This window comes from Streptomyces sp. NPDC055966 (assembly GCF_042269865.1).
GTDB lineage: Bacteria > Actinomycetota > Actinomycetes > Streptomycetales > Streptomycetaceae > Streptomyces.
In genome coordinates this window covers 44,732-67,957 of sequence record NZ_JBHJYK010000022.1, presented here as the reverse complement: position 1 = coordinate 67,957, position 23,226 = coordinate 44,732, and the positions used below count along the sequence as shown (strand labels likewise).

At 68.9% G+C, this 23,226-nt stretch carries 25 protein-coding genes, 4 tRNA genes and 2 pseudogenes; 23 read left to right on the top strand and 8 right to left on the bottom strand.

Going from position 1 to position 23,226, the window contains the following annotated elements; all coding sequences use genetic code 11:
• Positions 1-467 precede the first annotated feature (467 nt).
• Positions 468-882 (top strand): annotated as a pseudogene (locus ACFC8N_RS37045) (NUDIX hydrolase).
• Positions 883-1,032: 150 nt separating this feature from the next.
• Positions 1,033-1,404, top strand: a complete 372-nt coding sequence (locus ACFC8N_RS37040; RefSeq protein WP_376293379.1) for a hypothetical protein — start codon at positions 1,033-1,035, stop codon at positions 1,402-1,404.
• Between the two features lie 131 nt (positions 1,405-1,535).
• Here the strand turns inward: ACFC8N_RS37040 and ACFC8N_RS37035 are convergent, their stop codons facing one another.
• Together ACFC8N_RS37035 and ACFC8N_RS37030 are read right to left on the bottom strand one after the other, a co-directional pair.
• Positions 1,536-3,017 carry a hypothetical protein gene (locus ACFC8N_RS37035; protein ID WP_376293378.1) on the bottom strand — a complete coding sequence of 494 codons (1,482 nt, stop codon included), beginning with the start codon at positions 3,015-3,017 and terminating at the stop codon, positions 1,536-1,538.
• A gap of 2 nt (positions 3,018-3,019) precedes the next feature.
• On the bottom strand, positions 3,020-3,622 hold the full coding sequence (locus ACFC8N_RS37030; protein WP_376293376.1) for a hypothetical protein: 603 nt from the start codon (positions 3,620-3,622) through the stop codon (positions 3,020-3,022).
• A 517-nt stretch (positions 3,623-4,139) separates the two neighbouring features.
• On the opposite strand from ACFC8N_RS37030, the gene ACFC8N_RS37025 reads away from it, so the two are divergent.
• Positions 4,140-4,216, top strand: a tRNA-Tyr gene (locus ACFC8N_RS37025).
• A gap of 113 nt (positions 4,217-4,329) precedes the next feature.
• Here the strand turns inward: ACFC8N_RS37025 and ACFC8N_RS37020 are convergent.
• Entirely contained in the window at positions 4,330-4,560 is a 231-nt protein-coding gene (locus ACFC8N_RS37020) for a hypothetical protein (protein ID WP_376293373.1), read from the bottom strand.
• A gap of 170 nt (positions 4,561-4,730) precedes the next feature.
• Here ACFC8N_RS37020 and ACFC8N_RS37015 point away from each other — a divergent pair, with 170 nt between their 5' ends.
• Both ACFC8N_RS37015 and ACFC8N_RS37010 read left to right on the top strand, forming a co-directional pair.
• Complete coding sequence (locus ACFC8N_RS37015; RefSeq protein ID WP_356027610.1) at positions 4,731-4,955, top strand: hypothetical protein; 225 nt, start codon at positions 4,731-4,733, stop codon at positions 4,953-4,955.
• A gap of 42 nt (positions 4,956-4,997) precedes the next feature.
• Complete coding sequence (locus ACFC8N_RS37010) at positions 4,998-5,210, top strand: hypothetical protein (protein ID WP_376293371.1); 213 nt, start codon at positions 4,998-5,000, stop codon at positions 5,208-5,210.
• Positions 5,211-5,309: 99 nt separating this feature from the next.
• Here ACFC8N_RS37010 and ACFC8N_RS37005 read toward each other — a convergent pair whose 3' ends face one another.
• Together ACFC8N_RS37005 and ACFC8N_RS37000 are read right to left on the bottom strand one after the other, a co-directional pair.
• Entirely contained in the window at positions 5,310-5,966 is a 657-nt protein-coding gene (locus ACFC8N_RS37005) for an SDR family oxidoreductase (RefSeq protein WP_356027422.1), read from the bottom strand.
• 213 nt (positions 5,967-6,179) lie between these two features.
• A complete protein-coding gene (locus tag ACFC8N_RS37000; protein WP_376293370.1) occupies positions 6,180-7,445 on the bottom strand; it encodes a hydrolase in 1,266 nt (421 codons plus the stop codon).
• A gap of 690 nt (positions 7,446-8,135) precedes the next feature.
• Between ACFC8N_RS37000 and ACFC8N_RS36995 the strand changes: the two genes are divergently transcribed.
• The 8 genes from ACFC8N_RS36995 (at position 8,136) to ACFC8N_RS36960 (ending at position 13,296) form a co-directional block, all read left to right on the top strand.
• Positions 8,136-8,208: transfer RNA gene (locus tag ACFC8N_RS36995), tRNA-Thr, on the top strand.
• A gap of 46 nt (positions 8,209-8,254) precedes the next feature.
• Positions 8,255-8,327: transfer RNA gene (locus ACFC8N_RS36990), tRNA-Met, on the top strand.
• 90 nt (positions 8,328-8,417) lie between these two features.
• The gene (gene rpmG, locus ACFC8N_RS36985; protein ID WP_003948671.1) at positions 8,418-8,582 is read left to right on the top strand and encodes a 50S ribosomal protein L33; all 165 of its coding nucleotides are present in this window, start codon (positions 8,418-8,420) and stop codon (positions 8,580-8,582) included.
• Between the two features lie 192 nt (positions 8,583-8,774).
• Positions 8,775-9,227 (top strand): MaoC family dehydratase N-terminal domain-containing protein, encoded by a 453-nt coding sequence (locus ACFC8N_RS36980; protein WP_071373380.1) that lies wholly within the window; start codon positions 8,775-8,777, stop codon positions 9,225-9,227.
• Between the two features lie 7 nt (positions 9,228-9,234).
• Complete coding sequence (locus ACFC8N_RS36975) at positions 9,235-9,675, top strand: MaoC family dehydratase (RefSeq protein WP_376293366.1); 441 nt, start codon at positions 9,235-9,237, stop codon at positions 9,673-9,675.
• Between the two features lie 136 nt (positions 9,676-9,811).
• A complete protein-coding gene (locus ACFC8N_RS36970; protein ID WP_362823185.1) occupies positions 9,812-10,381 on the top strand; it encodes a TetR/AcrR family transcriptional regulator in 570 nt (189 codons plus the stop codon).
• An 88-nt stretch (positions 10,382-10,469) separates the two neighbouring features.
• A complete protein-coding gene (locus tag ACFC8N_RS36965) occupies positions 10,470-11,951 on the top strand; it encodes a DHA2 family efflux MFS transporter permease subunit (protein ID WP_356027414.1) in 1,482 nt (493 codons plus the stop codon).
• Between the two features lie 259 nt (positions 11,952-12,210).
• Positions 12,211-13,296, top strand: coding sequence for a UDP-N-acetylmuramate dehydrogenase (locus ACFC8N_RS36960; RefSeq protein WP_356027607.1), 1,086 nt, complete (start codon positions 12,211-12,213; stop codon positions 13,294-13,296).
• Positions 13,297-13,305: 9 nt separating this feature from the next.
• On the opposite strand, the gene ACFC8N_RS36955 is transcribed toward ACFC8N_RS36960, so the two are convergent.
• Positions 13,306-13,947 (bottom strand): NAD(P)H-binding protein, encoded by a 642-nt coding sequence (locus ACFC8N_RS36955; RefSeq protein WP_356027412.1) that lies wholly within the window; start codon positions 13,945-13,947, stop codon positions 13,306-13,308.
• Between the two features lie 106 nt (positions 13,948-14,053).
• Between ACFC8N_RS36955 and ACFC8N_RS36950 the strand changes: the two genes are divergently transcribed.
• Complete coding sequence (locus ACFC8N_RS36950; RefSeq protein WP_356027409.1) at positions 14,054-14,671, top strand: TetR/AcrR family transcriptional regulator; 618 nt, start codon at positions 14,054-14,056, stop codon at positions 14,669-14,671.
• Positions 14,672-14,690: 19 nt separating this feature from the next.
• Positions 14,691-15,246 (top strand): annotated as a pseudogene (locus ACFC8N_RS36945) (hypothetical protein); the annotation flags it as partial.
• Here the strand turns inward: ACFC8N_RS36945 and ACFC8N_RS36940 are convergent.
• Complete coding sequence (locus ACFC8N_RS36940) at positions 15,191-16,231, bottom strand: adenosine deaminase (RefSeq protein ID WP_362823183.1); 1,041 nt, start codon at positions 16,229-16,231, stop codon at positions 15,191-15,193. The pseudogene ACFC8N_RS36945 and the gene ACFC8N_RS36940 overlap by 56 nt on opposite strands.
• A 127-nt stretch (positions 16,232-16,358) precedes the next feature.
• Positions 16,359-17,585, bottom strand: a complete 1,227-nt coding sequence (locus ACFC8N_RS36935) for a pyridoxal phosphate-dependent aminotransferase (RefSeq protein WP_356027405.1) — start codon at positions 17,583-17,585, stop codon at positions 16,359-16,361.
• A gap of 273 nt (positions 17,586-17,858) precedes the next feature.
• Here ACFC8N_RS36935 and ACFC8N_RS36930 point away from each other — a divergent pair.
• The 8 genes from ACFC8N_RS36930 to rplL all read left to right on the top strand — a co-directional run bounded on the left by ACFC8N_RS36930 (position 17,859) and on the right by rplL (position 23,131).
• A tRNA-Trp gene (locus ACFC8N_RS36930) sits at positions 17,859-17,931 on the top strand.
• A 108-nt stretch (positions 17,932-18,039) separates the two neighbouring features.
• Positions 18,040-18,327 (top strand): preprotein translocase subunit SecE, encoded by a 288-nt coding sequence (gene secE, locus ACFC8N_RS36925; RefSeq protein ID WP_356027402.1) that lies wholly within the window; start codon positions 18,040-18,042, stop codon positions 18,325-18,327.
• 80 nt (positions 18,328-18,407) lie between these two features.
• Positions 18,408-19,277: a transcription termination/antitermination protein NusG gene (gene nusG / locus ACFC8N_RS36920; protein ID WP_356027400.1), complete on the top strand. Its 870-nt coding sequence runs from the start codon at positions 18,408-18,410 to the stop codon at positions 19,275-19,277.
• 169 nt (positions 19,278-19,446) lie between these two features.
• Complete coding sequence (gene rplK / locus ACFC8N_RS36915; protein ID WP_018543896.1) at positions 19,447-19,881, top strand: 50S ribosomal protein L11; 435 nt, start codon at positions 19,447-19,449, stop codon at positions 19,879-19,881.
• Positions 19,882-19,981: 100 nt separating this feature from the next.
• On the top strand, positions 19,982-20,707 hold the full coding sequence (gene rplA / locus ACFC8N_RS36910) for a 50S ribosomal protein L1 (protein WP_071385037.1): 726 nt from the start codon (positions 19,982-19,984) through the stop codon (positions 20,705-20,707).
• 164 nt (positions 20,708-20,871) lie between these two features.
• Entirely contained in the window at positions 20,872-21,807 is a 936-nt protein-coding gene (locus ACFC8N_RS36905) for a hypothetical protein (RefSeq protein WP_362823181.1), read from the top strand.
• A 302-nt stretch (positions 21,808-22,109) separates the two neighbouring features.
• Entirely contained in the window at positions 22,110-22,640 is a 531-nt protein-coding gene (gene rplJ, locus ACFC8N_RS36900; RefSeq protein ID WP_071385035.1) for a 50S ribosomal protein L10, read from the top strand.
• A gap of 107 nt (positions 22,641-22,747) precedes the next feature.
• Entirely contained in the window at positions 22,748-23,131 is a 384-nt protein-coding gene (gene rplL, locus ACFC8N_RS36895) for a 50S ribosomal protein L7/L12 (protein WP_107471362.1), read from the top strand.
• Positions 23,132-23,226: the final 95 nt, after the last annotated feature.

The following is a 23,226-nucleotide window of genomic DNA, read 5'->3' as shown; positions in this document are numbered from 1 at the left end:
GGGTCATTTATCAGTCCGCACTTCCATCGTGGGGCTCGGTGCATTCCTCCTGTAGATGCCAAACGCTAGTACCAGATCCTTTTATGTTTCTGTCACTCATGTGTACTACTGGCCCATACCGTGGATCTGGACTGTAATCGATGTAGTTTCCCTCAAGATCGGTATTCCAGCTTATCTGGCCGCCGCCCTGGTCGCCGCTCCGGCCGCCGGGACGGCTGTATGCCGTCCAGTGATATCCCGAATCACCCAAGCGTACTACCCTAATTTCGTCGGCGCCAAAATCTGCCGGATCGTAACCGAAATCCGCTGGATTTGGCAGAGTTCCGTCGTTCATGCGGGGCCTCCCGGATGACCTTGCACCCATCTCTTCAATGAGTTGACGGCTTCTTTTGAGTCTACGTCGACGGCTGACGTCCCGGTGGTGGGGAAGAAGGGGGTGGGGGATGCGCTCACGTCTGCTCTGATACTTGGCTTCGCGGCCATGCCGCCCACGTCGCTCAGTCAACGAGTGGGACGGCCGCGTCCTCGTGATCCGGCGTGCGGACAACGGCACGTGGGAGCCCCCTGGGGGAGTCCTCGAACTGGACGAATGCCCCGAAGACGGTGGCGTGTGGGAAGTGTTGGAAGAGACGGGTATCCGCGTCTCCGTTGAGCGTCTGACCGGCGTCTACAAGAGCATGAGCCGGGGCATCGTGGTGCCGGCCGATCGATGGTGTGGAGCGCAGGTCGAGCGAGTCGACGGCTGTCGAGTGGCTGACTCCTGATGAAACCGCTAAATGGATGGGAGAGGTCTACGCCGTGCGTGTGCTTGACGCGTTGGACGCCACGATCGCACCCTACGTACGTGCCCATGACGGGCGCCACCTGCTTGAATCCGCCTGAGTCGTGCCACACGCCGTACGCCGGCAGCAGTACACATCCACGGTTACCCGCAATCGCCGGGACCATCACTTCACGGTTTCCCTCTCAACCCGTTGCCGTGTTCGGCAAGCTGTCTCGTAGCAAAACTCATCGAGACGGAGATGTGTGCACATGGGCGACAACAGGGGCGATTGGGAGTCGGGCACGACGCCGTGGGCTCGACGCTTGCCCGATGCTGAGCAGAAGGCACTGCCGTGCTACTTCTGCGGTGAGCGGACCGCGATGACTTCCTGGGGGGACCTGCCAGATGACACAGGACGTTTGGAGGTCTACTGCGATAACGAGTTGTGTGATGCGCGCGAGGTTGTCGTCCTCGTGCAGCGCGATGGCGCTGGAGCGCATGACCGAGCTGACGTTCGTGCCCTACGGGCGATCGACACGGGTTCCGCGCCGAAGGTTGATGCGTTGGAGCGGTACCACGACGCCAAGCAGAAGGTTCCGCGGCGGCGTGACACATCGGCTTTCACCATGGAGGTCCGCTAGCTCAGCGGCTCGTGCTGCTGGAGCTGGGCTGTCTGACGGCGGCCGAGACCTCTAACAGCCAAAAAGGCCAGGACGGTTCGGCATCCTGCCGGGCCGTCCGGCGCGTCCTCCGAGCCACATCCTGCGATCGCCTAGTTATCCTCCCGCTCACTAACCGGGGGCTTTAGCGTCCGCAATGATTGACGGACGTGAACTTCGTCTATCTCGAACAGTGCCACTTCCCTCTGCTCCTCCCTGTAATGGCGAGTTACCTCATCGAGTGCCTGATGCTCATCTGTAGTCAATGAAGTGAGCAGACTCAACGCGGCTGGAGCCAAGGTGCCCAATGGGAACCTCGCTGCTGTTCTTCCCTTCGCGGTCCGGTGAGGAAAGTCGCAAACCAGAGGACGAGAACCGAGAAGTGAGGCGACTGCTGTCTGTACGTGTGCTGTAGAACTAAAGGTCGCTGAAAGCCTCAGAAGTTCTTCGTCGTGCGAAATATCGTCTCGATTGACTGTTGCGTACGAGACTGTGCGTGTGGGCGTTGCTAGTTCAAGCTCGTTGATCGGAATCCTCCGTCGCTCGGAGCGGCGAAGTAGTTCGTGCAACGCGATTCCGTCCCCGTCCTGAGGTTCCACCCTCAACTCATCCACCTTGCTTGCGAAATAGGTGGTGAATCGTGGGCCGCGAAGGCTGAGCATCTGCCTTTCGAGTCGCCAGCGGAAAGCCGAGTCCTCACTGTCGTCTAGCTCTTGTTGATGCTCAATAATCCGGCAGGCGCGGGCAAGTAGTATGTCGAGATTGCTGCCTACCAAGTACTGTAGGTTGTCGGAGTCTGCTTCCACGCTCAGCTGTGAGATTGACTCAAGTGTCAGTGGGCGTCCGATTCGACGCCAAAACTCAAAATCGTCAATCGGTGGAAGTTCCATCAGGAATTCAAGTGCCGCGCCGTCAAGATCTCCTGTAACGTCTTGCTCTCCAGGGAAGCTGGCGGGTGTCCCGCCTGATCCCACCCAGACCGCACCGAGGAAGCGTAGAAGCCTTGCAGTTCGGCGCTGATCGAAGTGGCCGGCAATCTGAGCAACGGCTGTCCCTGTCGCGCCTGCGTCCAGTCGTTGTGCGCCGTTGAAGCCGGCCGCAACGCTGGAGGCCATTGCTTCTGCTTCTCTTCCCGTCAGGAGGCCTCGACCGCCCTGGAGAACAGCACTGGATGCGAGACCCACAACTGGTTCGTTACGGCGGCTTTGAATTAACACCTCCATTCCTCGTGAGTCGGCGAGGAGTGTGTCGTCGTCGCGCGGCGTGCCACCCAGTTCGTCAGCATCAAGTGGGTTTTCGTTCACAGGGTCGAGCGCAAAAACGATCGGATCATGCTTGCGGATCGCTTCAACGTCGTCACGGAGAACTGCGGGACGTGTATCCGATTTCAGAAAAACGAAACGCTCACGCTCGTTCGGCCATGACAATACGAGGTCCGGAGCAAAGGTGTGGTTGAAGAAGTCGGTCTTTTTGACGGTTGCGCGACCATCCGTCTGGGAAAGTTCGTGGGCGACAACATTTTTGATCCGATTGACTGCATCGCGCGGGTCTGGAGCGTCAAATGCCGCGTGTAGCGCACTGGAAAAATCAGTCACAGTCACCGAGCTCCCTCCAGTACCTCATGCCTCTGAATGAGGGCCCGATGCTCGCGAGTAATCACGAGCTGCTCTTGCTTGTCGGATAACACGATCATCCAAAGTCGATCTGCTACCCATCCCACAAGTTCGTTGTCAATGTGGGACGCGACTTCTTCTGTCGGGATGTCCCCGAAGATGTCGGTACTATGTTTGTGGAGGGCTTTCTCTATCCATTCTTTGGAGAGTAGCCTATTCCAGTCCTGGACGTTGAATGGGCACCAGGTTATCCACATGAAGTGATCGACGTAGCATTGCGGATTGCTGGCGATCACGTAACACTTGGCGAGATAGCTGAGATAGTGGGTGCCTTGATCTCCGGGTGTCGAATACTTTTTGCACTCGGCCATGAAGATATCGTTATCGAATTCGCCACCACAGAGCAGTCCGCCGAGATCTAGAGAGAACTGCGTTTGCTTTCCTGTCGGCCACCGGAATGTCATGCGGCGGCTCCACTTGGGATCTGTGTTGGTCCAAGAGGCCTTGACGCGCGTAGTGGCCTCAAGCCACTCCTTCGCTCGTCTAGCACCGTCGGCGCCGATGTCGTGCAGATCTTCTCCCGGCATGGAGCGACCATACGTGCCTCGTGCACCTTCTGACAGGGGTTCGTCACTGTTGCAGTGCATTCGACTACGGTGGGTGCTTAGCCCGTGGAAGGCCCCCAGCAGTCAACGAGGCTCATCTTGCCTCCGTGAGGCAGTGAAGATGCAGGTCAGTCGCATGAGCGCGGCTGCGTTGGCCGTTCTTGGGGACGGCAGTGTCGCTCATGTAAGCCGGACAACCTACGACGTGGGTTCGAGGTACCGCCCTGGACGTCGCAGGCCCGGCAACCGGGCCGTGATCCTGGGCCAGCCGCTCGCGGAAGGAACTTGTAAAGCGAAGGCCGTTGTACCAGTGCTCCGCACCGTCTGAGGCTGTCGACCCTCGGGCTGTCCGTTCCGGCAGCGTGAGGCGAGACCACTGAGCGAGCCTGGGGGCGCCACCAGGCAACGCCTGCGCGGCGGCATCGTCCCATCCCTGGACGAGGTGTGGACGGCGAGTGGGTGTGCCCCTGGACGCCGTGGCATCTCCGCAGGTCACAGCGGCTTCAGGGGTGGGAACCTGCAAGGACTGTAAATCTGCCGGCTCAGCCTTCCCAGGTTCGAATCCTGGCGCCGCCACACGGGAACGAGAGCCCCGTGATCTGTGAGAGCAGATCACGGGGCTCTCGTCGTTCTCCCGATCGGCGTGCCCTGTCCGGCCCTGCCGCCGGTCGTCGGCTGTTCGCTGCCGGCTACGGGTGCGCCTTGACCGGGGCCGTGGTGCCCGCTTCCTTGACGAGTCGATCGCCGGTGGCCAGCGACTCCCAGAGGGCCTTGTCGATGCGGGCCTTCTTGGTCGTGCCGTCCTGGAGGCGGACTTCGACGTAGTGGTAGTGGTTCGAACCGTCGGGCGCCTCGCGGGTCTTGTCGATGACGATGCCGTCCCAGGCGTCTTCTTCATGCACTTTGCGTGATTTGAACATTTCATCACTGTAGCCAGGCAGGCCAGGCCGGGTGCCGGAACGCGACCCAGGGGGCTTGATGGAGAGCGTCCTGGGCATCCTTCACTAGAATCGAACGTGTGAGCGATAAAGGGGAGTTCGGGATGACCGGTCAGGGTGCGGGGCTCGGCGGCGCGGACGATGCTGGAGCCATGGCCGGGAAGCGACCCATCATCGTGCACCTGCCGTCCCCGACCGGTGGTCGTCGCGTCCGCGTGGACGGCGAGATCCTCGGCCTGGCGCACAGCCTGCGGGACCTGGTGGAGTTCCTGCGCCGCGCGGGGCTGGAGATGGAGCCGGAGCAGGTGGCCGACTCGCCTCTGATCGACTGGCGCGGGGTGGGGCCCGACCGCTGGGAGGCCGAGACCCGCACCTGACCGGCGCTGTCGCACGCGCACGCGTACGGGCACACTGGCGGCATGCCCTCCCGACGCAGAACCTGCCCCGTCTGCCGCCGCGACATCGCCGTCGTCGCGGGTCGTTTCGCGCGGCACGACCCGCCCGGGGCGCGGGAGAACGGTGAACTCGTCTCCTGCGCCGGGTCGCGTCGGCAGGCGCAACTCGGGGCGGTCCAGTCGGCGTTGGACGGATACGCCGTACCGGAGTTTCCCGGGCAACTGCCCCTGTTCTGACCTGGAGACATCTGACGGAGTGACAGCGGGCGGCGGGGCAGCGGTCGGTGAGGTGGTGGTCGGTGGTGGCTCCGACCGTTCAACGGCCGGTGGCCCGCCTCAGTTCCCGGCCACCGACTTCACCGCGACCGACACCGGCTGCGATCCGCTGATCAGCTCCAGCGTCAGGCCGGTCGTCGCCGGAGTGTCCACCAACTCCGCGAGGACGGCTGCCACGTCGTCCCGCGGGATCATCCCGCGCCCGGTGTGCGCCTCCAGGCGGACCTGGCCGGTACCGGCGTCGTTCGTCAGCGAGCCGGGGCGCAGGATCGTCCAGTCCAGGGCCTTCTGGCGGGTCACGTACGCGTCGGCCTCGCCCTTGGCCCGCAGGTACGCGTCGAAGACGTCGTCGCCCTGGTGCGCGGGATCCGCGCCCATCGAGGACACGACCAGGAAGCGCCGTACGCCCGCGCGGACCGCCGCGTCCGCGAACAGCATCGCCGCGCCCTTGTCCACCGTCTCCTTGCGGGCCGTGCCGCTGCCCGGGCCCGCGCCGGCCGCGAAGACCGCCGCGTCGGCTCCCTGGAGATGTGCCGCGACCTCCTCCACCGAGGCGGACTCCAGGTCGAGCAGGACCGGCTCGGCGCCGGCCGTCCGCAGAGCGTTGCCCTGCTCGGACTTGCGGATGATCCCCGCGACCTCTTCCCCGCGCGCGGAGAGCAGACGCTCCAGCCGCAGCGCGATCTGACCATGACCACCAGCGATGACAATGCGCATGAATCCGACCGTACGCCCGAAGAGGCGCATCCGCCGCACGGGTTAACCGGCATGGCCGGAGCGCGCCGGGCTCGCGCGCCCGGCCCTGCGCCGGGCGTGCACAGGAGGCATGGGGCGCGCGTCCGGAGCCATGCGCCTGGCGGGCGCGTACGGCGCCCCGCGTGCACTGGGACCGTTCGCGCCCACCCCCCGGCGGCAGCGCCGTGCGCCCGCCTACGACAGGTCGCCGCGCCCCTGCCGGGGCAGCCCCAGCTCCGCTGCCGCCGCCGAGTTGCAGTACTCGCGGACCGCGCTCGTGCGGGCGACCACGCGCCCCCGGTGGATCACGATCCGGCTGTAGGCCAGGGAGAGGGCGCCGGGGAGGCGCTCGCCGCGCACGGCCAGGAGGTCGGCGGGGAAGCCCGCCTCCACGCGCACCTCCGGCAGACCCAGGACCGCGCGGGCCGAGGTGCTCACGGCGTCGTAGGCCGCCTCCGGGCGCAGGCCGTGGGCGGAGGCGAGCAGGTAGGCGGCCTCCAGGGGGTCGCCGCGGCCGACCGGGTTGGAGACGTCGCGCAGGGCGCCGCTGCCGGCCGCCACCCGCACCCCGGCCGAGCGCAGCATCCGTACGGGAGGCGTGCCCCGGCGGTCGGCGGCGCAGCAGCCGCCCTGAGGCAGGCACACCACGGTGACCCCGGCCGCCGCGAGCTGGTCGGCGGCGCGGGAGGCGACCTCGGAGGGCAGGCGCGAAAGCCCGGCGCACGGCCCGATCGCCACGCCGGGGCGCAGGCCCCCCGCCATGGCCGCGAGCCGGGACAGGCGGGCCGGGTCGGCGGCGTCCGTGTGCAGGTCCACCGGGCAGCCGTGCTCGGAGGCCATCTCCAGGACCGCCTCGACGTAGCCGGCGGGGTCGGGGTCCAGGTCGGGGCAGCCGCCCACCACGGCGGCGCCCATCTTCAGCGCGTCGCGCAGCATCGCGAGCCCGTCGGCCCCGGCCGCGCCGGTCAGCAGGCGCGGCGTCGCCACCGTCGTCAGCTCCGCGAGCCCCCGCAGCGACCGCCGCGCCTGGAGGACGGCGCCCAACGCGCCGAGGCCCTGGACGTCACCCACGCGCACGTGCGCGCGTACCGCCGTCGCCCCGTGCCCGAGCTGCAGCAGGGCCGCCTCCGTCGCCCGGCGCTGGACGTCGTCCGGGGCGTACGACACCGGCCCGGGGCGCTCGGCGGACAGGGCGGTGTCGCCGTGGGCGTGCGGTTCGGCCGGGGCCGGCAGGAGCAGATAGCCGCTGAGATCCAGGCGTGTGGCGCCCGTACGGGCCGGTCCCGGCGCGAGACTGCCGGTCGTGCCCACCGCCTCGATGCGCCCGCCGCCCAGCCGTACGTCCACGGTCCGGCCGTCGGTGAGCCGCGCCCCGCACAGCAGCAGGGCGGCAGGGTCGGACGGCCCGGAGGAACCCGGGAAGTTCGACGGCTGGTGGGGCTGCGGCTGACTGTCGGGCATCGCGCTCCAGGGTCGGGGCCGGGGGCTCGGGGCGGGCTCGCGTGAGGGCTGCGGGGCGCTTTGCCCCCAAGATCACGCAGAGCGAGTCGAGCCTAGGGTGGCGAGCCGCGCGGGATGCGTAGGAGCGCAATAGTCGTACCGGTGTGGTCCGCCCATGGCAGTACAGATGTCGCCCGCCCGCGTGGCCCCCCGCCTCTCCCGACGACGCAAAGCGCGACGACGCCCAAGCGCGACGACACCCACGCGCGCGTGCCGCATCCCGACGGCGAGGCGTCCGGAGACGCAGGCGGGCTGATGACGCCCACGCGCGTGTGCCGGACCCTCCTCGTCACCGCCACCCGCACCCGTCAACTGCGTGGCGCCCGCGCGCGCGTGCCCCGCCGAGCGCCCGCCGCAGGGACCTCGAACCAGCGCACCTGGGCCGGCACACCCGGGCCTGCGGACCGGGGCCGACGAACCCGAGCCCGCGAAGGCGGGCGCAAGCGTGCGTGTGACTCCGACCCCGAGCACCCTCCGTCGCCACCTCCCGAGGCGCGAGAAGCGCGGGGTGGAAAGGCCCCGCACGGGTCCGCGGCCGCGCCTCTTCTGCGGCTCAGGAGGCGGCTGCGCGGGCTGAGATGAGGGCTGGGAAGGGCTGCCGGATACGGATTTGGGTGAACGGCGGCGGACCGTGTAATGTCTTCATCGCTCGCCCCAATAGCTCAGTCGGCAGAGCGTCTCCATGGTAAGGAGAAGGTCAACGGTTCGATTCCGTTTTGGGGCTCTGGTGTGAGAGGTTCCCGTCGAAAGGCGGGGTCCGATCGCATCACAGCGGTGTAGCTCAGTCGGTAGAGCAAGCGGCTCATAATCGCTGTGTCACCGGTTCAAGTCCGGTCACCGCTACTGACAGTAGCCGATTGCGGGGTCGGTCCTTCGATCGGCTACTCTTTCTTGCGTTGAATCAGTCCATCCGTTCGTCTTAGGAGCACTCACGTGGCTGCCACCGACGTCCGCCCGAAGATCACGCTGGCCTGCGTGGAGTGCAAGGAGCGGAACTACATCACCAAGAAGAACCGGCGTAACAACCCGGATCGCCTGGAGATGAAGAAGCACTGCCCGCGTTGCAACGCGCACACTGCGCACCGCGAAACGCGCTGATCAGGCTCGTATGCGAGGCCGTCCCCTTTCGAGGGGGCGGCCTCGCGTCGTTTCACCGGATCGCCGACCGGAAGATCCGGAATCCGGCTTGCCGCGTCCAGCTTGCCGGGTCCACGTCGTCCCCCGCGTATTCCCTGGCCGGTTACGGCTAGTTTTGGGGCCATCACAGCAGACTTCAGGAGGTGCCGGGCCATGGCGCTCGACCAGTCCTTCGTGGGACGGACCTACCCGCCCACCGCGCCCTACGAGGTGGGCCGGGAGAAGATCCGCGAGTTCGCCGAGGCGGTGGGAGAGGCCAACCCGGCGTTCACGGATCCGGAGGCCGCGAAGGCGTTCGGGTATTCCGATGTGATCGCCCCGCCCACGTTCGTGTTCTCGATCACGTTCCGGGCCGCGGGCCAGGTGATCGAGGACCCGCAGCTCGGCCTCGACTACAGCCGCGTGGTGCACGGCGACCAGAAGTTCGCCTACAGCCGCCCGGTGCGTGCCGGCGACCGGCTCACGGTCACCTCCACCATCGAGGCGATCAAGTCCCTCGCGGGCAACGACATCCTGGACATCCGCGGTGAGGTGCACGACGAGGCGGGCGAGCACGTCGTGACCGCCTGGACCAAGCTCGTGGCCCGCGCGGCCGAGGAGGCGTGAGGACCTGATGACGGCGAAGATCGCGTACGACGACGTCGAGGTCGGCACCGAGCTTCCGGCGCAGACCTTCCCCGTGACCCGCGCCACCCTCGTGCGTTACGCGGGCGCCTCCGGGGACTTCAACCCGATCCACTGGAACGAGAAGTTCGCCAAGGAGGTCGGGCTGCCGGACGTCATCGCGCACGGCATGTTCACGATGGCCGAGGCGGTCCGCGTGGTCACCGACTGGACCGGGGACCCGGGCGCGGTCGTGGAGTACGGCGTCCGCTTCACCAAGCCGGTCGTCGTGCCGAACGACGACAAGGGCGCCCTGATCGAGGTCAGCGGCAAGGTCGCGGCCAAGCTGGACGACAACACCGTCCGCGTGGACCTGACGGCGACCAGCGGCGGCCAGAAGGTGCTGGGGATGTCCCGGGCCGTCGTACGACTGGCCGGACGGCATACGTGACGCGCTGAGCCGGCCGGCGCGCAGTGCTGAGGTAAGGGGCGTCCTCCTGGAGGGCGCCCCTTACGTACGTTCCGCTCCGTGCATTCCGAGCGGGTCGCGATTGCTAAGTTAGTGATTGAGTACTAACTTAGCCGCCATGCCCAGGATGAGTGCGGAGGAGCGGCGCGAGAGCGTCATTCGCGCGGCGACCGCCGAGTTCGCGCGCGGTGGCTACCACGGCGCGACCACGGAGGCGATCGCCCGGCGGGTCGGGGTCTCGCAGCCGTATCTCTTCCGGCTCTTCCCGGGCAAGAAGGCGATCTTCCTCGCGGCGGCCGACCGCTGTGTGGAGGACACCATCCGCACCTTCGAGGAGGCCGCGAAGGGGCTGGAGGGCCAGGAGGCCCAGAGTGCCATGGCGAACGCGTACACCAGGGTCATCGCGGAGCGGCCCGAGCGGCTGATGATGCAGATGCAGATGTACGTCGCCGTGGCGGCGGCCGAGGCGGAGGGTGACCGCGAGTTCGGCGAGGGGGTGCGGGCCGGCTGGATGCGCCTGTGGGACACCGTGCGCGCGGCGCTCGGCGCGGACGCCGACGGGACGACCGCCTTCATGGCGCACGGGATGCTCATCAACTGCCTGGTGGCCATGGGCTTCCCGGGCGGGCACCGGGTGTGGGAGGGGATCTACGCGTCGGGCGAGTCCAAGGGCTGCCTGGAGGAGTAGGGGCGTCGTGGACCGGGAGGACCGGCGCTTTTTCATGACCACGAAAGTTAGTCATCAATAACTAACCGAATCGCTCTCTGGGGGAGAGATGTCACAGCAGAACGCACCGAGCACAGGCCGCGGGGGAGCCGTCTGGGCCCTCGTGATCACCAGTGTCGCCGGATTCATGGCGGCCCTCGACAACCTCGTCGTCACCACCGCCCTGCCCTCCATCCGCAAGGATCTCGGCGGGGCGCTGGACGACCTCGAATGGACCGTGAGCGCCTACACGCTCACCTTCGCCGTCCTGCTGATGTTCGGCGCCGCACTCGGTGACCGCTTCGGGCGCCGACGGCTCTTCATCGCCGGACTCACCGTGTTCACCGGCGCGTCCGCCGCCGCGGCCATGGCGCCCGGCATCGGCTCGCTGATCGCCGCCCGCGCGGTCCAGGGTGTCGGCGCGGCCGTGATGATGCCGCTCACGCTGACCCTGCTGACCGCGGCCGTGCCCGCCGCCCGGCGCGGGACGATGTACGGCATCTGGGGCGCCGTCAACGGCCTCGCCGTCGCCTCCGGGCCGCTCATCGGCGGCAGCCTCACCGAACACGTCTCCTGGCACTGGATCTTCTGGCTGAACGTGCCGCTGGGTCTCGCCGTGCTGCCGCTCGCCCGGCTGCGGCTCGCCGAGTCCTACGGCACCGGATCCCCGCTCGACGTCCCCGGCACGCTGCTGGCCAGCGGCGGGCTCTTCGGGGTCGTCTACGGCCTGGTCCGCGGGCCGGCCGACGGCTGGAGCGACGTCGTGGTGCTCACCGCGCTGTTCTCCGGCGCCGCCCTGCTGGCCGGCTTCGTGATCTACAGCTCTCGCGCGGAGCACCCGATGCTCCCCATGCGGCTGTTCCGCTCCCGCGCCTTCGCCGGGATCAACGCGGCCAGCCTGCTGATGTTCGTCGGGATGTTCGGCTCGATCTTCCTGCTCAGCCAGTACATGCAGGGCGTGCTCGGCTACTCGCCCACCGAGGCGGGCCTGCGGATGCTGCCGTGGACCGGTATGCCGATGCTCGTCGCGCCGGTCGCCGGAATCCTGTCCGACCGCATCGGCGGCCGCCCGGTCGTCGCCGCCGGCCTCTTCCTCCAGGCCGTCGGGCTCGGCTACATGGCCGTCGTGGCCACCGCGGACGCCTCCTACTCCGTCCAGCTGCCCGCCCTGATCGTCAGCGGGGTCGGCATGGCCCTGTACTTCGCTCCGGCCGCCAACCTCGTGATGTCCGGCGTCCGCCCGCAGGAGCAGGGCATCGCCTCCGGCGCGAACAACGCGCTGCGCGAGGTGGGCGGCGCGCTCGGCATCGCCGTGATGTCGTCGATCTTCTCCGCGCGGGGCGGTTACGGGAGTGCGCAGAGCTTCGTGGACGGCCTGCGGCCCGCCCTGGTCACCGGCTCGGCGGTGGTCGCCGTCGCCGCATTGGCGGCCCTGGTGATCCCGGCGCGCCGCGGTGCCGTCCCGGCCGGCCCGGAGGACGAGCGGGCGCTCGACCGCACCCAGGGGCCCGCCTCCGGCGAAGCCGCCGCGTTGGAGACCACCGCCCGCTGATCAGGGAACTCACCGACAGGAGCCCGGCCCGTGGTGCCCGTTCTTCCCCGGACCCCGGCGACCGCTCCGCCGCGGGCACGCGCGTGTGCGTGTGTGTGCGTGCCGGTCGCAGAGCGTGGCCGACGGCCGGGCGTGGCGCAGCCGGACGAGGGCCACGCACGCGTTGCCTGCGCGCGCCGTGGCCGGATCCGCGGGGCCACCGTGTGCCGGACGGGGCGGCGTCCGGTGAGGCGGGCCGGGGGACCGCGCGCGTGACGGGCTGTCCGAGGCGTCTCGTAGTCTTGGGGCCGTGCAGGTACTCCACGACGCCCCCCTTGCCCCGCTGACCACGTTCCGGCTGGGCGGCCCCGCGACGCGGTTGGTGACCGCCGAGACCGACGCCGAGGTGATCGACGCCGTCCGTGAGGCGGACGACAGCGGGACCCCGCTGCTGATCGTCGGCGGCGGCTCGAACCTGGTCATCGGCGACAAGGGCTTCGACGGCACCGCCCTGCGCATCGCCACGCGCGGCGCCGAACTGCGCGGTACGACGCTGGAGCTGGCCGCCGGCGAGGTGTGGACGGACGCCGTGGCCCGCACGGTCGAGGCCGGGCTCGCCGGGATCGAGTGCCTGGCCGGCATCCCGGGCTCCGCGGGCGCCACGCCGATCCAGAACGTGGGCGCCTACGGCCAGGAGGTGTCCTCCACCATCACCGAGGTGATCGCCTACGACCGGCGCGCGGGTGAGACGGTCACGCTGACGAACGAGGAGTGCGGCTTCTCGTACCGCCACAGCCGTTTCAAGGCCGACCCCGCGCGTTACGTCGTCCTGCGCGTCCGCTTCGGGCTGGAGGACGCGGGCGGGCTGTCGGCGCCGGTCAAGTACGCGGAGGCGGCGCGGGCGCTCGGCGTGGCGCCCGGTGACCGGGTGCCGCTGGCCGACGCCCGCGAGACCGTGCTGAAGCTGCGCGCCGGCAAGGGCATGGTGCTCGACCCCGAGGACCACGACACCTGGTCGGCCGGGTCCTTCTTCACCAACCCGATCCTCACCGACGAGCAGTTCGCCGCGTTCCACGCGTGCGCGTGCGAGCGGCTGGGGGAGGGCGTCGAGCCGCCCGCCTATCCGGCGGGTGAGGGCCGCACGAAGACCTCCGCGGCCTGGCTGATCGACAAGGCGGGCTTCACCAAGGGCTACGGCACCGGGCCCGCCCGCATCTCCACCAAGCACACCCTGGCCCTCACCAACCGGGGCGCGGCCACCACCGAGGACCTGCTGGCGCTGGCCCGCGAGGTCGTCGCCGGTGTCCGCGAGGCCTTCGGGATCACCCTCGTCAACGAACCGGTGACCGTGGGCGTCAGCCTCTAGCACGGCGGTTCAGTAGGCCACGCCGACTCCCTGCTTCACCGTCCGCTCGTCGTCGATCATCGACAGCATCGCGTGCGCGACGTCCGCGCGCGCGATGAAGCGGCCGGCCCGCGGGAAGCCGTGGACGACCGTGCGGTAGCGGCCGGTGAGCGGCTTGTCCTGGAGGCGCGGGGGCCGCACGGAGGTCCAGTCCGTGCCGCTGCGGGCCAGCTCGGCCTCCATCTCGGTGAGGTCGGCGTAGACGTCCTTGAGGACGGCCTTCACCACCCCGCGCACGGTCCGGTCCAGGGCGCCGTCGCCCTCGGGCGCGGGGCCGACCGGACCGGCGCTGACCACCAGCAGCCGCCGTACGCCCTCGGCCTCCATGGCGCGCAGCACCGTGCGGGTCAGCCGGGTGGCCACCCCGGCGTCCTTGCGGCTGCGCGCGCCCAGGCCGGACAGGACGGCGTCCCGGCCCGCGACGGCGGCACGCACGCCCTCCGGGTCGCTCAGGTCGGCCTGGAACACGTCCAGCGCGCCACTCCTGACGGCTGTGACGTCGAACCGGGACGGATCGCGGACGACGGCGGTGACCCGGTGGCCGGCGTCGAGCGCCTGGCGGACGATCTCCCGGCCGATGCCTCCGGTGGCGCCGAAAACGGTGAGGTTCATGAGTGCTGCCCCCGTACTCGGGATGGGTGGGTGAGTGTTCACTCACCCCTGCTCCCTCTAGAGTGGGTAAACACTCACCCACCCGTCAAGCCCGATTGGACGTCTCATGGAGTCAGAGCCGAAGCCCGCGCGCGTGCGCATCCTCGACGCCGCACACGAGCTGATGCTCACCGTCGGGCTCGCCCGCGCCACCACCAAGGAGATCGCGCGCGCGGCCGGCTGCTCGGAAGCGGCTCTCTACAAGTACTTCGACAGCAAGGAAGAGCTGTTCGTCCAGGTGCTCAAGGAGCGGCTGCCCCGTCTCACGCCGCTGCTCGGCGGCCTCGCCGCCGCACCGGGACAGGGCACCCTGGAGGCCAACCTCACCGAGATCGCGCGCCAGGCCGCCCTCTTCTACGAGCAGAGCTTCCCGATCGCCGCCTCCCTGTACGCCGAACCGCAGCTCAAGGAGCGCCATTTCGAGGCGCTGCGCGAGCTCGGCTCGGGCCCGCACCGGCCGATCCGGGACCTGGACGCCTACCTGCGCGCCGAGCAGGCCGCGGGCCGCGTCCGCGCCGACGCCGACACCTTCGCGGCCGCCTCCCTGCTGCTGGGCGCCTGCGCGCAGCGCGCCTTCGCCTACGACGCCACCGACACCGGGAAGCGGCCGCCGGTCGACGCCTTCGCCGCGCGGCTCGCGAAGACCCTGCTGGGCGGAATCTCCGTCGCGCCGCTCTCCGCGTGAGCCGCACGCCGGGGCCCTCCGCCCCCTGCGCCACACCTCGCTGCGCGCCCCCGAGCCCATCGGGCGCCTCCGCCACCTCCCGGCACACCGTCGTCCACGTGCCGCTGCGCGACGGCGTCCCGCCCGACGAGGGCGCCCGGGAACTGGTCGACCTCGTCCTGGTCCACCACACGCTCGGCCTGCGCCCCAGCCGGTGGCCCGAACCGCGCGGCAAGCTGCGCGGAGGCACCCCGCCGGCCGTCCGCACCGACGAGGCCCGCACCGCGCGGGACACCGCCGCCTGGCGCGCGCGTCCGGACCGCGCCGGCTTCCGGGACGAACTGCGGCACGCCACGCACGCGCGTACGTTCTTGCTCTTCGGCAGGGACGTGTTCGCCGGGACGGCCGTCTGGTTCGCCCACGCGGCGGGCAACGGGCCGCACCAGACGGGTGCCGCCCCGGCGCCGGTCCAGCCGCCCGGCGGCGGACACTGCGTCGACGTGCTCGTCTGCTTCAAGCCCCATCCGCCCTACGCCCGCTTCAGGCGGCCGGGCGCACCAGCCAGTCGTCCACGCCGGCCAGCAGCCGCGCCTTGACGTCCTTCGGGGCGGCCGAACCGCGCACCGACTGACGCGCCAGCTCGGCGAGTTCGGCGTCCGAGAAGCCGTGGACGTGCCGGGCGATCTCGTACTGGGCGGCCAGCCGCGAGCCGAACAGCAGCGGGTCGTCGGCGCCGAGCGCCATCGGGACGCCCGCCTCGAAGAACGTGCGCAGCGGCACGTCCTCGGGCTTCTCGTACACGCCGAGCGCCACGTTGGACGCCGGGCACACCTCGCAGGTCACCTGCCGGTCCGCCAGCCGCTTCAGCAGCCGCGGGTCCTCCGCCGCGCGGACGCCGTGCCCGATCCGGTGGGCGTGCAGGTCGTCCAGGCAGTCGCGCACCGAGGCCGGGCCGGTCAGCTCGCCGCCGTGCGGGGCCGACAGCAGGCCGCCCTCGCGCGCGATGTGGAAGGCCCGGTCGAAGTCGCGCGCCATGCCGCGCCGCTCGTCGTTGGAGAGCCCGAAGCCGACCACGCCCCGGTCCGCGTACCGCACCGCCAGCCGGGCCAGGGTGCGCGCGTCCAGCGGATGCTTCATGCGGTTGGCGGCGACCAGGACGCGCATGCCGAGTCCGGTCTCCCGGGCCGTGGTGTCCACCGCGTCCAGGATGATCTCCAGCGTCGGGATCAGGCCGCCCATCCGGGGCGCGTACGACGTCGGGTCCACCTGGATCTCCAGCCAGCCCGAGCCGTCCTTCAGGTCCTCCTCGGCGGCCTCGCGGACGAGGCGCTGGATGTCCTCCGGCTCGCGCAGGCAGGAGCGCGCCGCGTCGTACAGCCGCTGGAAACGGAACCAGCCGCGCTCGTCCGTGGCCCGCAGTCTCGGCGGCTCGCCGCTGGTCAGTGCGCCCGTCAGGGCGTCGGGCAGACGGACGCCGTGCTTGTCGGCCAGTTCCAGCACGGTGGCCGGCCGCATCGAGCCGGTGAAGTGCAGGTGCAGATGGGCTTTCGGCAGCTCAGAGAGATCACGTACACGCTCCATTCCAGGATCCTGCCGTACGTCCCCGAACTCCCGGAAGTCGTTTCCCTGAACGTGGTCTTGCTCGCACACAGAAGCGGGCCGTCTCCCCGCAGGGAAACGGCCCGCACGCGCGCGTAGTGACCAGGAACTAGTCCCGGGCCTCCGCCAGCAGCTTCTGCAGCCGGCTCACGCCCTCGACGAGGTCCTCGTCACCGAGTGCGTACGACAGCCGCAGGTAGCCCGGCGTGCCGAAGGCCTCGCCCGGGACGACCGCGACCTCGGCCTCCTCCAGGATCAGCGCGGCCAGCTCGACCGTGTTCTGCGGGCGCTTGCCGCGGATCTCCTTGCCGAGGAGGGCCTTGACCGACGGGTACGCGTAGAAGGCGCCCTCGGGCTCGGGGCAGAGCACGCCGTCGATCTCGTTGAGCATCCGCACGATCGTCCTGCGGCGCCGGTCGAAGGCCTCGCGCATCTTCGCGACGGCCGTGAGGTCACCGGAGACGGCGGCCAGCGCGGCCACCTGGGCCACGTTGGAGACGTTCGAGGTGGCGTGCGACTGGAGGTTCGTCGCGGCCTTGACGACGTCCTTCGGGCCGATGACCCAGCCCACGCGCCAGCCGGTCATGGCGTACGTCTTCGCGACGCCGTTGACCACGATGCACTTGTCGCGCAGCTCGGGCAGGAGCGCCGGCAGGGAGGTGAACTCCGCGTCGCCGTAGACGAGGTGCTCGTAGATCTCGTCGGTGAGTACCCACAGGCCGTGCTCGTGGGCCCAGCGGCCGATCGCCTCGGCCTGCTCGCGGCTGTAGACCGCGCCGGTCGGGTTGGACGGCGAGACGAAGAGGACGACCTTGGTCTTCTCCGTGCGCGCCGCCTCCAGCTGCTCCACGCCGACGCGGTAGCCGGTGGTCTCGTCGGCCACGACCTCGACCGGGACACCGCCCGCGAGGCGGATCGACTCGGGGTACGTCGTCCAGTACGGGGCCGGGACGATGACCTCGTCGCCCGGGTCGAGGATCGCCGCGAACGCCTCGTAGATGGCCTGCTTGCCGCCGTTGGTCACCAGGATCTCGGAGACCTCGGGCTCGTAGCCGGAGTCGCGCAGCGTCTTCGCGGCGATGGCGGCCTTCAGCTCGGGCAGGCCGCCGGCCGGCGTGTAGCGGTGGTACTTGGGGTTCTTGCAGGCCTCGACGGCCGCCTCGACGATGTAGTCCGGGGTCGGGAAGTCGGGCTCGCCGGCGCCGAAGCCGATCACCGGACGCCCGGCGGCCTTCAGGGCCTTGGCCTTGGCGTCCACGGCGAGGGTGGCGGACTCGGAGATCGCGCCGACTCGGGCGGAGACCCGGCGCTCGGTGGGAGGGGTTGCAGCGCTCATGCGGCCCATCGTTCCAGACCGGAAATGTCCCCGGCACACGGGTTTCACAGACTGAACAGCCAGGGGGCGACAGGTGAACACGGATCCGAATCCGGGGCCTGCCCGCTCTCCGGCCAGGACGATCTTCGGCCGCACCGCCCCGGACGGGCACTTTCTGTTCGACGCCGGGCCGTTGACCACGTACACTCTCTCCTCGTTGGCCTTCAGCAGCCGCCGTCGGCACCGGTGCACACCGAGCACCCGGTCGGATGCGGTACGTTGGGGGACACACAAAGGGTCGTAGCTCAATTGGTAGAGCACCGGTCTCCAAAACCGGCGGTTGGGGGTTCAAGTCCCTCCGGCCCTGCTACACACACCGCCAGGATGTGTGCGCATGTACGTTCAGTAATGCACCGCCGTGCGGCTCCAGAAACCGGGTGCGGCACGGCCATGACCCGGGACCAGGTGAGGACGCATGACGGACGCCGTGGGCTCCATCGACATGCCTGACGCCCAGGACGAGGTGTCCGAGTCCAAGAAGAAGGCCCGCAAGGGCGGCAAGCGCGCCAAGAAGGGCCCGCTGAAGCGCCTCGCCACCTTCTACCGCCAGATCGTCGCGGAACTCCGCAAGGTCGTCTGGCCGACTCGCAACCAGCTGACGTCGTACACCACTGTGGTGATCTTCTTCGTCGCCATCATGATCGCCCTGGTGACCGTGATTGACTATGGGCTCAACCACGCGGCCAAGTACGTCTTCGGCTGAGCCAAGAGCGAAGGGCGCCGTGGTACCGGCGCCCGTTTTCGCATGTTCCACCCCTATGTATCCAGGAAGAAGCAGCCACCGTGTCTGACCAGAACCTGAACGACGCCATCGAGTCGCACGGGCAGGAAGCCGAGTCCGTGGAAGACGAGCTCGACATCGTCGAAGGTGCGGACGAGGACCTGGACGAGGTCGAGGCTGCCGACGACGAGGCGGGCGAGCCGGCCGAGGAGGCCGCGCTGCACGTCGAGGACGAGGACGGCGAGGACGCCGAAGCGGCGGAGGACGCCGAAGAGGCTGTCGCGGAGGCCGCCGAGGAGGAGCCGGCCGCGCCGGTCGACCCCGTCGAGGCCCTGCGCGAGGAGCTGCGCACCCTGCCCGGTGAGTGGTACGTCATCCACACCTACGCCGGTTACGAGAACCGCGTGAAGACCAACCTGGAGCAGCGCGCTGTCTCGCTGAACGTCGAGGACTACATCTTCCAGGCCGAGGTGCCGCAGGAAGAGGTCGTCCAGATCAAGAACGGCGACCGCAAGACGATCAAGCAGAACAAGCTGCCGGGTTACGTCCTGGTCCGCATGGACCTGACCAACGAGTCCTGGGGCGTCGTCCGCAACACCCCGGGCGTCACCGGCTTCGTCGGCAACGCCTACGACCCGTACCCGCTGACCCTGGACGAGATCGTCAAGATGCTCGCCCCGGAGGCCGAGGAGAAGGCCGCCCGCGAGGCCGCCGAGGCCGAGGGCAAGCCCGCCCCGCAGCGCAAGGTCGAGGTCCAGGTGCTGGACTTCGAGGTCGGCGACTCGGTCACCGTCACCGACGGCCCGTTCGCCACGCTCCAGGCGACCATCAACGAGATCAACCCCGACTCCAAGAAGGTCAAGGGTCTGGTGGAGATCTTCGGTCGCGAGACGCCGGTCGAGCTGTCCTTCGACCAGATCCAGAAGAACTAGTTCCCTCTGGAGCCACCGCTTCCGAACAGGTCAGGCAGGCTGTCTCAGCCCGTCTGACCTGCTCGGTTTTAAGCCGCGCATCTATACCCGTTATCGTTGTGCGGTATGCCTGCGTCAGGACTCGGTCCGCGCGCGGGCATGGACCCGAATCGAAAGGACCCGGAGAGTAATGCCTCCCAAGAAGAAGAAGGTCACGGGGCTCATCAAGCTCCAGATCAACGCCGGTGCGGCGAACCCGGCCCCGCCGGTCGGCCCCGCGCTCGGTCAGCACGGCGTCAACATCATGGAGTTCTGCAAGGCGTACAACGCCGCGACCGAGTCGCAGCGTGGCTGGGTGATCCCGGTGGAGATCACGGTCTACGAGGACCGCTCCTTCACCTTCGTCACCAAGACGCCGCCGGCCGCGAAGATGATCCTCAAGGCCGCTGGTGTCGAGAAGGGCTCCGGCGAGCCGCACAAGACCAAGGTCGCCAAGATCACCGAGGCGCAGGTCCGCGAGATCGCCACGACCAAGATGCCCGACCTCAACGCCAACGACCTGGACGCCGCGTCGAAGATCATCGCCGGCACCGCCCGTTCCATGGGCATCACGGTCGAGGGCTGACCTCACCCCCCAGCAGTCATGCGGCCGTAGCCGGTCGCACGTGGCAGGGCCTGCTCGGCCCAGGGACCACGACTCCTTTCAGAACACACAGGAGCAAGTTGTGAGCAAGCGCAGCAAGGCTCTCCGCGCTGCGGACGCCAAGGTCGACCGGGAGAAGCTGTACGCCCCGCTCGAGGCCGTCCGTCTCGCCAAGGAGACCTCCACGACCAAGTTCGACGCCACCGTCGAGGTCGCCTTCCGTCTGGGTGTCGACCCGCGCAAGGCCGACCAGATGGTCCGTGGCACCGTGAACCTTCCGCACGGCACCGGTAAGACCGCCCGGGTCCTGGTCTTCGCGACCGGTGACCGTGCCGAGGCCGCGCGTGCCGCGGGCGCCGACATCGTCGGTGCCGACGAGCTGATCGACGAGGTGGCGAAGGGCCGTCTGGACTTCGACGCCGTCGTCGCCACCCCGGACCTCATGGGCAAGGTCGGCCGCCTCGGCCGCGTCCTCGGCCCGCGTGGTCTGATGCCGAACCCGAAGACCGGCACCGTGACCCCGGACACCGCCAAGGCCGTGACCGAGATCAAGGGCGGCAAGATCGAGTTCCGCGTCGACAAGCACTCGAACCTGCACTTCATCATCGGCAAGGCGTCCTTCGACGACGCCAAGCTGGTGGAGAACTACGGCGCCGCGCTGGAGGAGATCCTCCGTCTGAAGCCGTCCGCCGCCAAGGGTCGCTACATCAAGAAGGCCGCGGTCAGCACCACCATGGGCCCCGGCATCCAGCTCGACCCGAACCGCACCCGCAACCTCCTCGTCGAGGAGGACCCGGCCGCCGTCTGAGCCTTGCGCTCACCCCGGTAGCCGCGTCAGGGACGCGTGAAGCAGAGGGCGGGCCCCGCAACCTTCCAGGTGCGGGGCCCGTCCTTTCTCTGTGCAGCCTGTCGCACGGCTGTCAGTGCCCTTGGCTACCGTGCAGGGCACACGACTCATAGGGGTGGGACCAGATGAAGAGCACGACCGTCCGCCGTACGGCCCTTTCCGTAGCGGCGGCCGCCGCACTGACGTCCGTGGCGGCCTGCGGCTCCTCCACCGGCTCGGGCAAGAGCGACAAGGCGTCCGGCGGCGGCACGATCCACGTCAGCCCCATCGCCGCCGTGCTGCGCGCCGCCGAGCAGTCCACCGACAAGGCGAGCTCGGCCAAGGTGCGCTCCACGATGTCCATCGGCGACGTGATGTCGGCGTCGTCGACCGGGTCCCTGCGCTGGGGCGACGGCCTCCGCGGCGACCTGACCATCACCTACACCGGCGGACAGCTGGCCGAGGTCATGCGCAAGAGCGGCGCGGCCCCGTCGATGCAGGCCCGCTATCTGCCGGACGCCTACTACGTGAACATGGGCGACGCGTCAGCCCAGCGCATGGGCGGCAAGCACTGGCTCAGGTACTCGTACGACGACCTCGCCAAGTTCGGCGGCGCCTCCGGGGCGTACATGAAGGACCAGATCCGGACCTCCACGCCGAACTCCTCCGTGCAGATGCTGCTGGCCTCCGGCGATGTGAAGAAGGTGGGCGAGGAGTCGGTCTCCGGCACCCACGCCACGCACTACTCGGGCACGGTGAACGTCGCCGACCTCGCGGGCAGGAGCAGCAACCTCACCGCGGACCAGATGGCGGGCCTGAAGGCCCAGCTCAACACGGCGGGGATCACCACCGAGACCATCGACATCTGGATCAACGACCAGAACCTGCTGGTGAAGAAGACCGAGAAGGCGCACACGGCCAAGGGCGCGCTGACCAACACCGCCTACTACAGCGACTACGGCGTGCAGGTCTCCGCCGAGGCGCCCCCGGCCGGCGACACCAAGGACTTCAAGGACCTGCTGAAGTCCCTCGGCACCTCCGGCACGGGGAACGTGGCGAGCGGCTCCGCCGGCGCCTCCTGAACCCTCTGACCGGACGGGCGGGCCGCCGGATTTGCTCCCGTGCGGCCCGTTCCCGTACTCTCTTCCCGAAGCCAAAGACCGCTGGTCGTTGCCGTGCGCTCCCACGAGGGCGCGGTGGCCGAAGGATCCGCTGAAAAGTGGACGACCCGCGCAGGTGTCAGTGGAAGAACTCCCGGAGTGTGCGCCCCGCGCGTATGCGGCCGGTCGAGTCCGCCCCGAGCGCCTGCGCCGGGGCGTTTCGTTTACCCAGTCCTCCTTCGGGTCCGCGCGGTCAGAATCACCCGGAAGGAGGCCGAGGCTCTATGGCGAGGCCCGACAAGGCTGCCGCGGTTGCCGAGCTGACGGACAAGTTCCGCAGCTCCAACGCCGCCGTGCTGACCGAGTACCGCGGTCTCACCGTGGCGCAGCTCAAGACGCTGCGCCGGTCGCTCGGTGAGAACGCCCAGTACGCCGTGGTGAAGAACACGCTGACCAAGATTGCGGCCAACGAGGCCGGGATCACGCTGGACGACCAGCTCTTCGCTGGTCCGACGGCTGTCGCCTTCGTCACCGGTGACCCGGTGGAGTCGGCGAAGGGTCTCCGTGACTTCGCCAAGGACAACCCGAATCTCGTCATCAAGGGCGGTGTCCTTGACGGCAAGGCGATGTCCGCCGACGAGATCAAGAAGCTTGCGGACCTTGAGTCCCGCGAGGTTCTGCTCTCCAAGCTGGCGGGTGCCTTCAAGGGCAAGCAGTCCCAGGCTGCTCAGCTCTTCCAGGCGCTTCCCTCGAAGCTCGTCCGCACCGTGGACGCTCTTCGCGCCAAGCAGGACGAGCAGGGCGGTGCCGAGTAATTCGGCTCGCATCATGACCGCCGCCTGAGGCAGCGGTCGTAGCGGGCCGAACGTACGCCCGCCATTCATGTACATCCGGCACCTGCCGATTGAGTGGAAGGAAAGCCATCATGGCTCTCACCCAGGACGAACTGCTCGCCGAGTTCGAGGGCATGACCCTCATCCAGCTCTCCGAGTTCGTGAAGGCGTTCGAGGAGAAGTTCGACGTCACCGCCGCCGCCGCGGTCGCCGTCGCGGGCCCGGCCGGCCCGGCCGCCCCCGCCGAGGCCGCTGAGGAGAAGGACGAGTTCGACGTCATCCTCACGGGCGCCGGCGAGAAGAAGATCCAGGTCATCAAGGTCGTGCGCGAGCTCACCTCCCTGGGCCTCAAGGAGGCCAAGGACCTGGTCGACGGCACCCCGAAGCCGGTCCTCGAGAAGGTCAACAAGGAGGCCGCTGACAAGGCCGCCGAGGCCCTCAAGGGCGCCGGTGCCTCCGTCGAGGTCAAGTAAGACCTTCCGGGTCCTCAAGGACTCGAACGCGCGCTGACCGCAGCCCTGTGGCGCCGTAAAAAGCGCCCCCTGGGGCTGTAACGCGAACGCACCGA

Bases quoted from the DNA above. Each gene is read 5' to 3' on its own strand.
- ACFC8N_RS36955 (WP_356027412.1), bottom strand. From the start codon at position 13,947: ATGAACCTCACCGTTTTCGGCGCCACCGGAGGCATCGGCCGGGAGATC.
- ACFC8N_RS37020 (WP_376293373.1), bottom strand. From the start codon at position 4,560: ATGTTCAAATCACGCAAAGTGCATGAAGAAGACGCCTGGGACGGCATC.
- ACFC8N_RS37000 (WP_376293370.1), bottom strand. From the start codon at position 7,445: ATGCCCGACAGTCAGCCGCAGCCCCACCAGCCGTCGAACTTCCCGGGT.
- ACFC8N_RS36935 (WP_356027405.1), bottom strand. From the start codon at position 17,585: ATGAGCGCTGCAACCCCTCCCACCGAGCGCCGGGTCTCCGCCCGAGTC.
- ACFC8N_RS36980 (WP_071373380.1), top strand. From the start codon at position 8,775: ATGGCGCTCGACCAGTCCTTCGTGGGACGGACCTACCCGCCCACCGCG.
- ACFC8N_RS37040 (WP_376293379.1), top strand. From the start codon at position 1,033: ATGGGCGACAACAGGGGCGATTGGGAGTCGGGCACGACGCCGTGGGCT.
- ACFC8N_RS36975 (WP_376293366.1), top strand. From the start codon at position 9,235: ATGACGGCGAAGATCGCGTACGACGACGTCGAGGTCGGCACCGAGCTT.
- ACFC8N_RS36965 (WP_356027414.1), top strand. From the start codon at position 10,470: ATGTCACAGCAGAACGCACCGAGCACAGGCCGCGGGGGAGCCGTCTGG.
- rplK (WP_018543896.1), top strand. From the start codon at position 19,447: ATGCCTCCCAAGAAGAAGAAGGTCACGGGGCTCATCAAGCTCCAGATC.
- ACFC8N_RS36970 (WP_362823185.1), top strand. From the start codon at position 9,812: ATGCCCAGGATGAGTGCGGAGGAGCGGCGCGAGAGCGTCATTCGCGCG.
- ACFC8N_RS37005 (WP_356027422.1), bottom strand. From the start codon at position 5,966: ATGCGCATTGTCATCGCTGGTGGTCATGGTCAGATCGCGCTGCGGCTG.
- ACFC8N_RS37015 (WP_356027610.1), top strand. From the start codon at position 4,731: ATGGCCGGGAAGCGACCCATCATCGTGCACCTGCCGTCCCCGACCGGT.
- ACFC8N_RS37010 (WP_376293371.1), top strand. From the start codon at position 4,998: ATGCCCTCCCGACGCAGAACCTGCCCCGTCTGCCGCCGCGACATCGCC.
- ACFC8N_RS36905 (WP_362823181.1), top strand. From the start codon at position 20,872: ATGAAGAGCACGACCGTCCGCCGTACGGCCCTTTCCGTAGCGGCGGCC.
- rplJ (WP_071385035.1), top strand. From the start codon at position 22,110: ATGGCGAGGCCCGACAAGGCTGCCGCGGTTGCCGAGCTGACGGACAAG.
- ACFC8N_RS36940 (WP_362823183.1), bottom strand. From the start codon at position 16,231: ATGGAGCGTGTACGTGATCTCTCTGAGCTGCCGAAAGCCCATCTGCAC.
- ACFC8N_RS36950 (WP_356027409.1), top strand. From the start codon at position 14,054: ATGGAGTCAGAGCCGAAGCCCGCGCGCGTGCGCATCCTCGACGCCGCA.
- ACFC8N_RS37030 (WP_376293376.1), bottom strand. From the start codon at position 3,622: ATGCCGGGAGAAGATCTGCACGACATCGGCGCCGACGGTGCTAGACGA.
- secE (WP_356027402.1), top strand. From the start codon at position 18,040: ATGACGGACGCCGTGGGCTCCATCGACATGCCTGACGCCCAGGACGAG.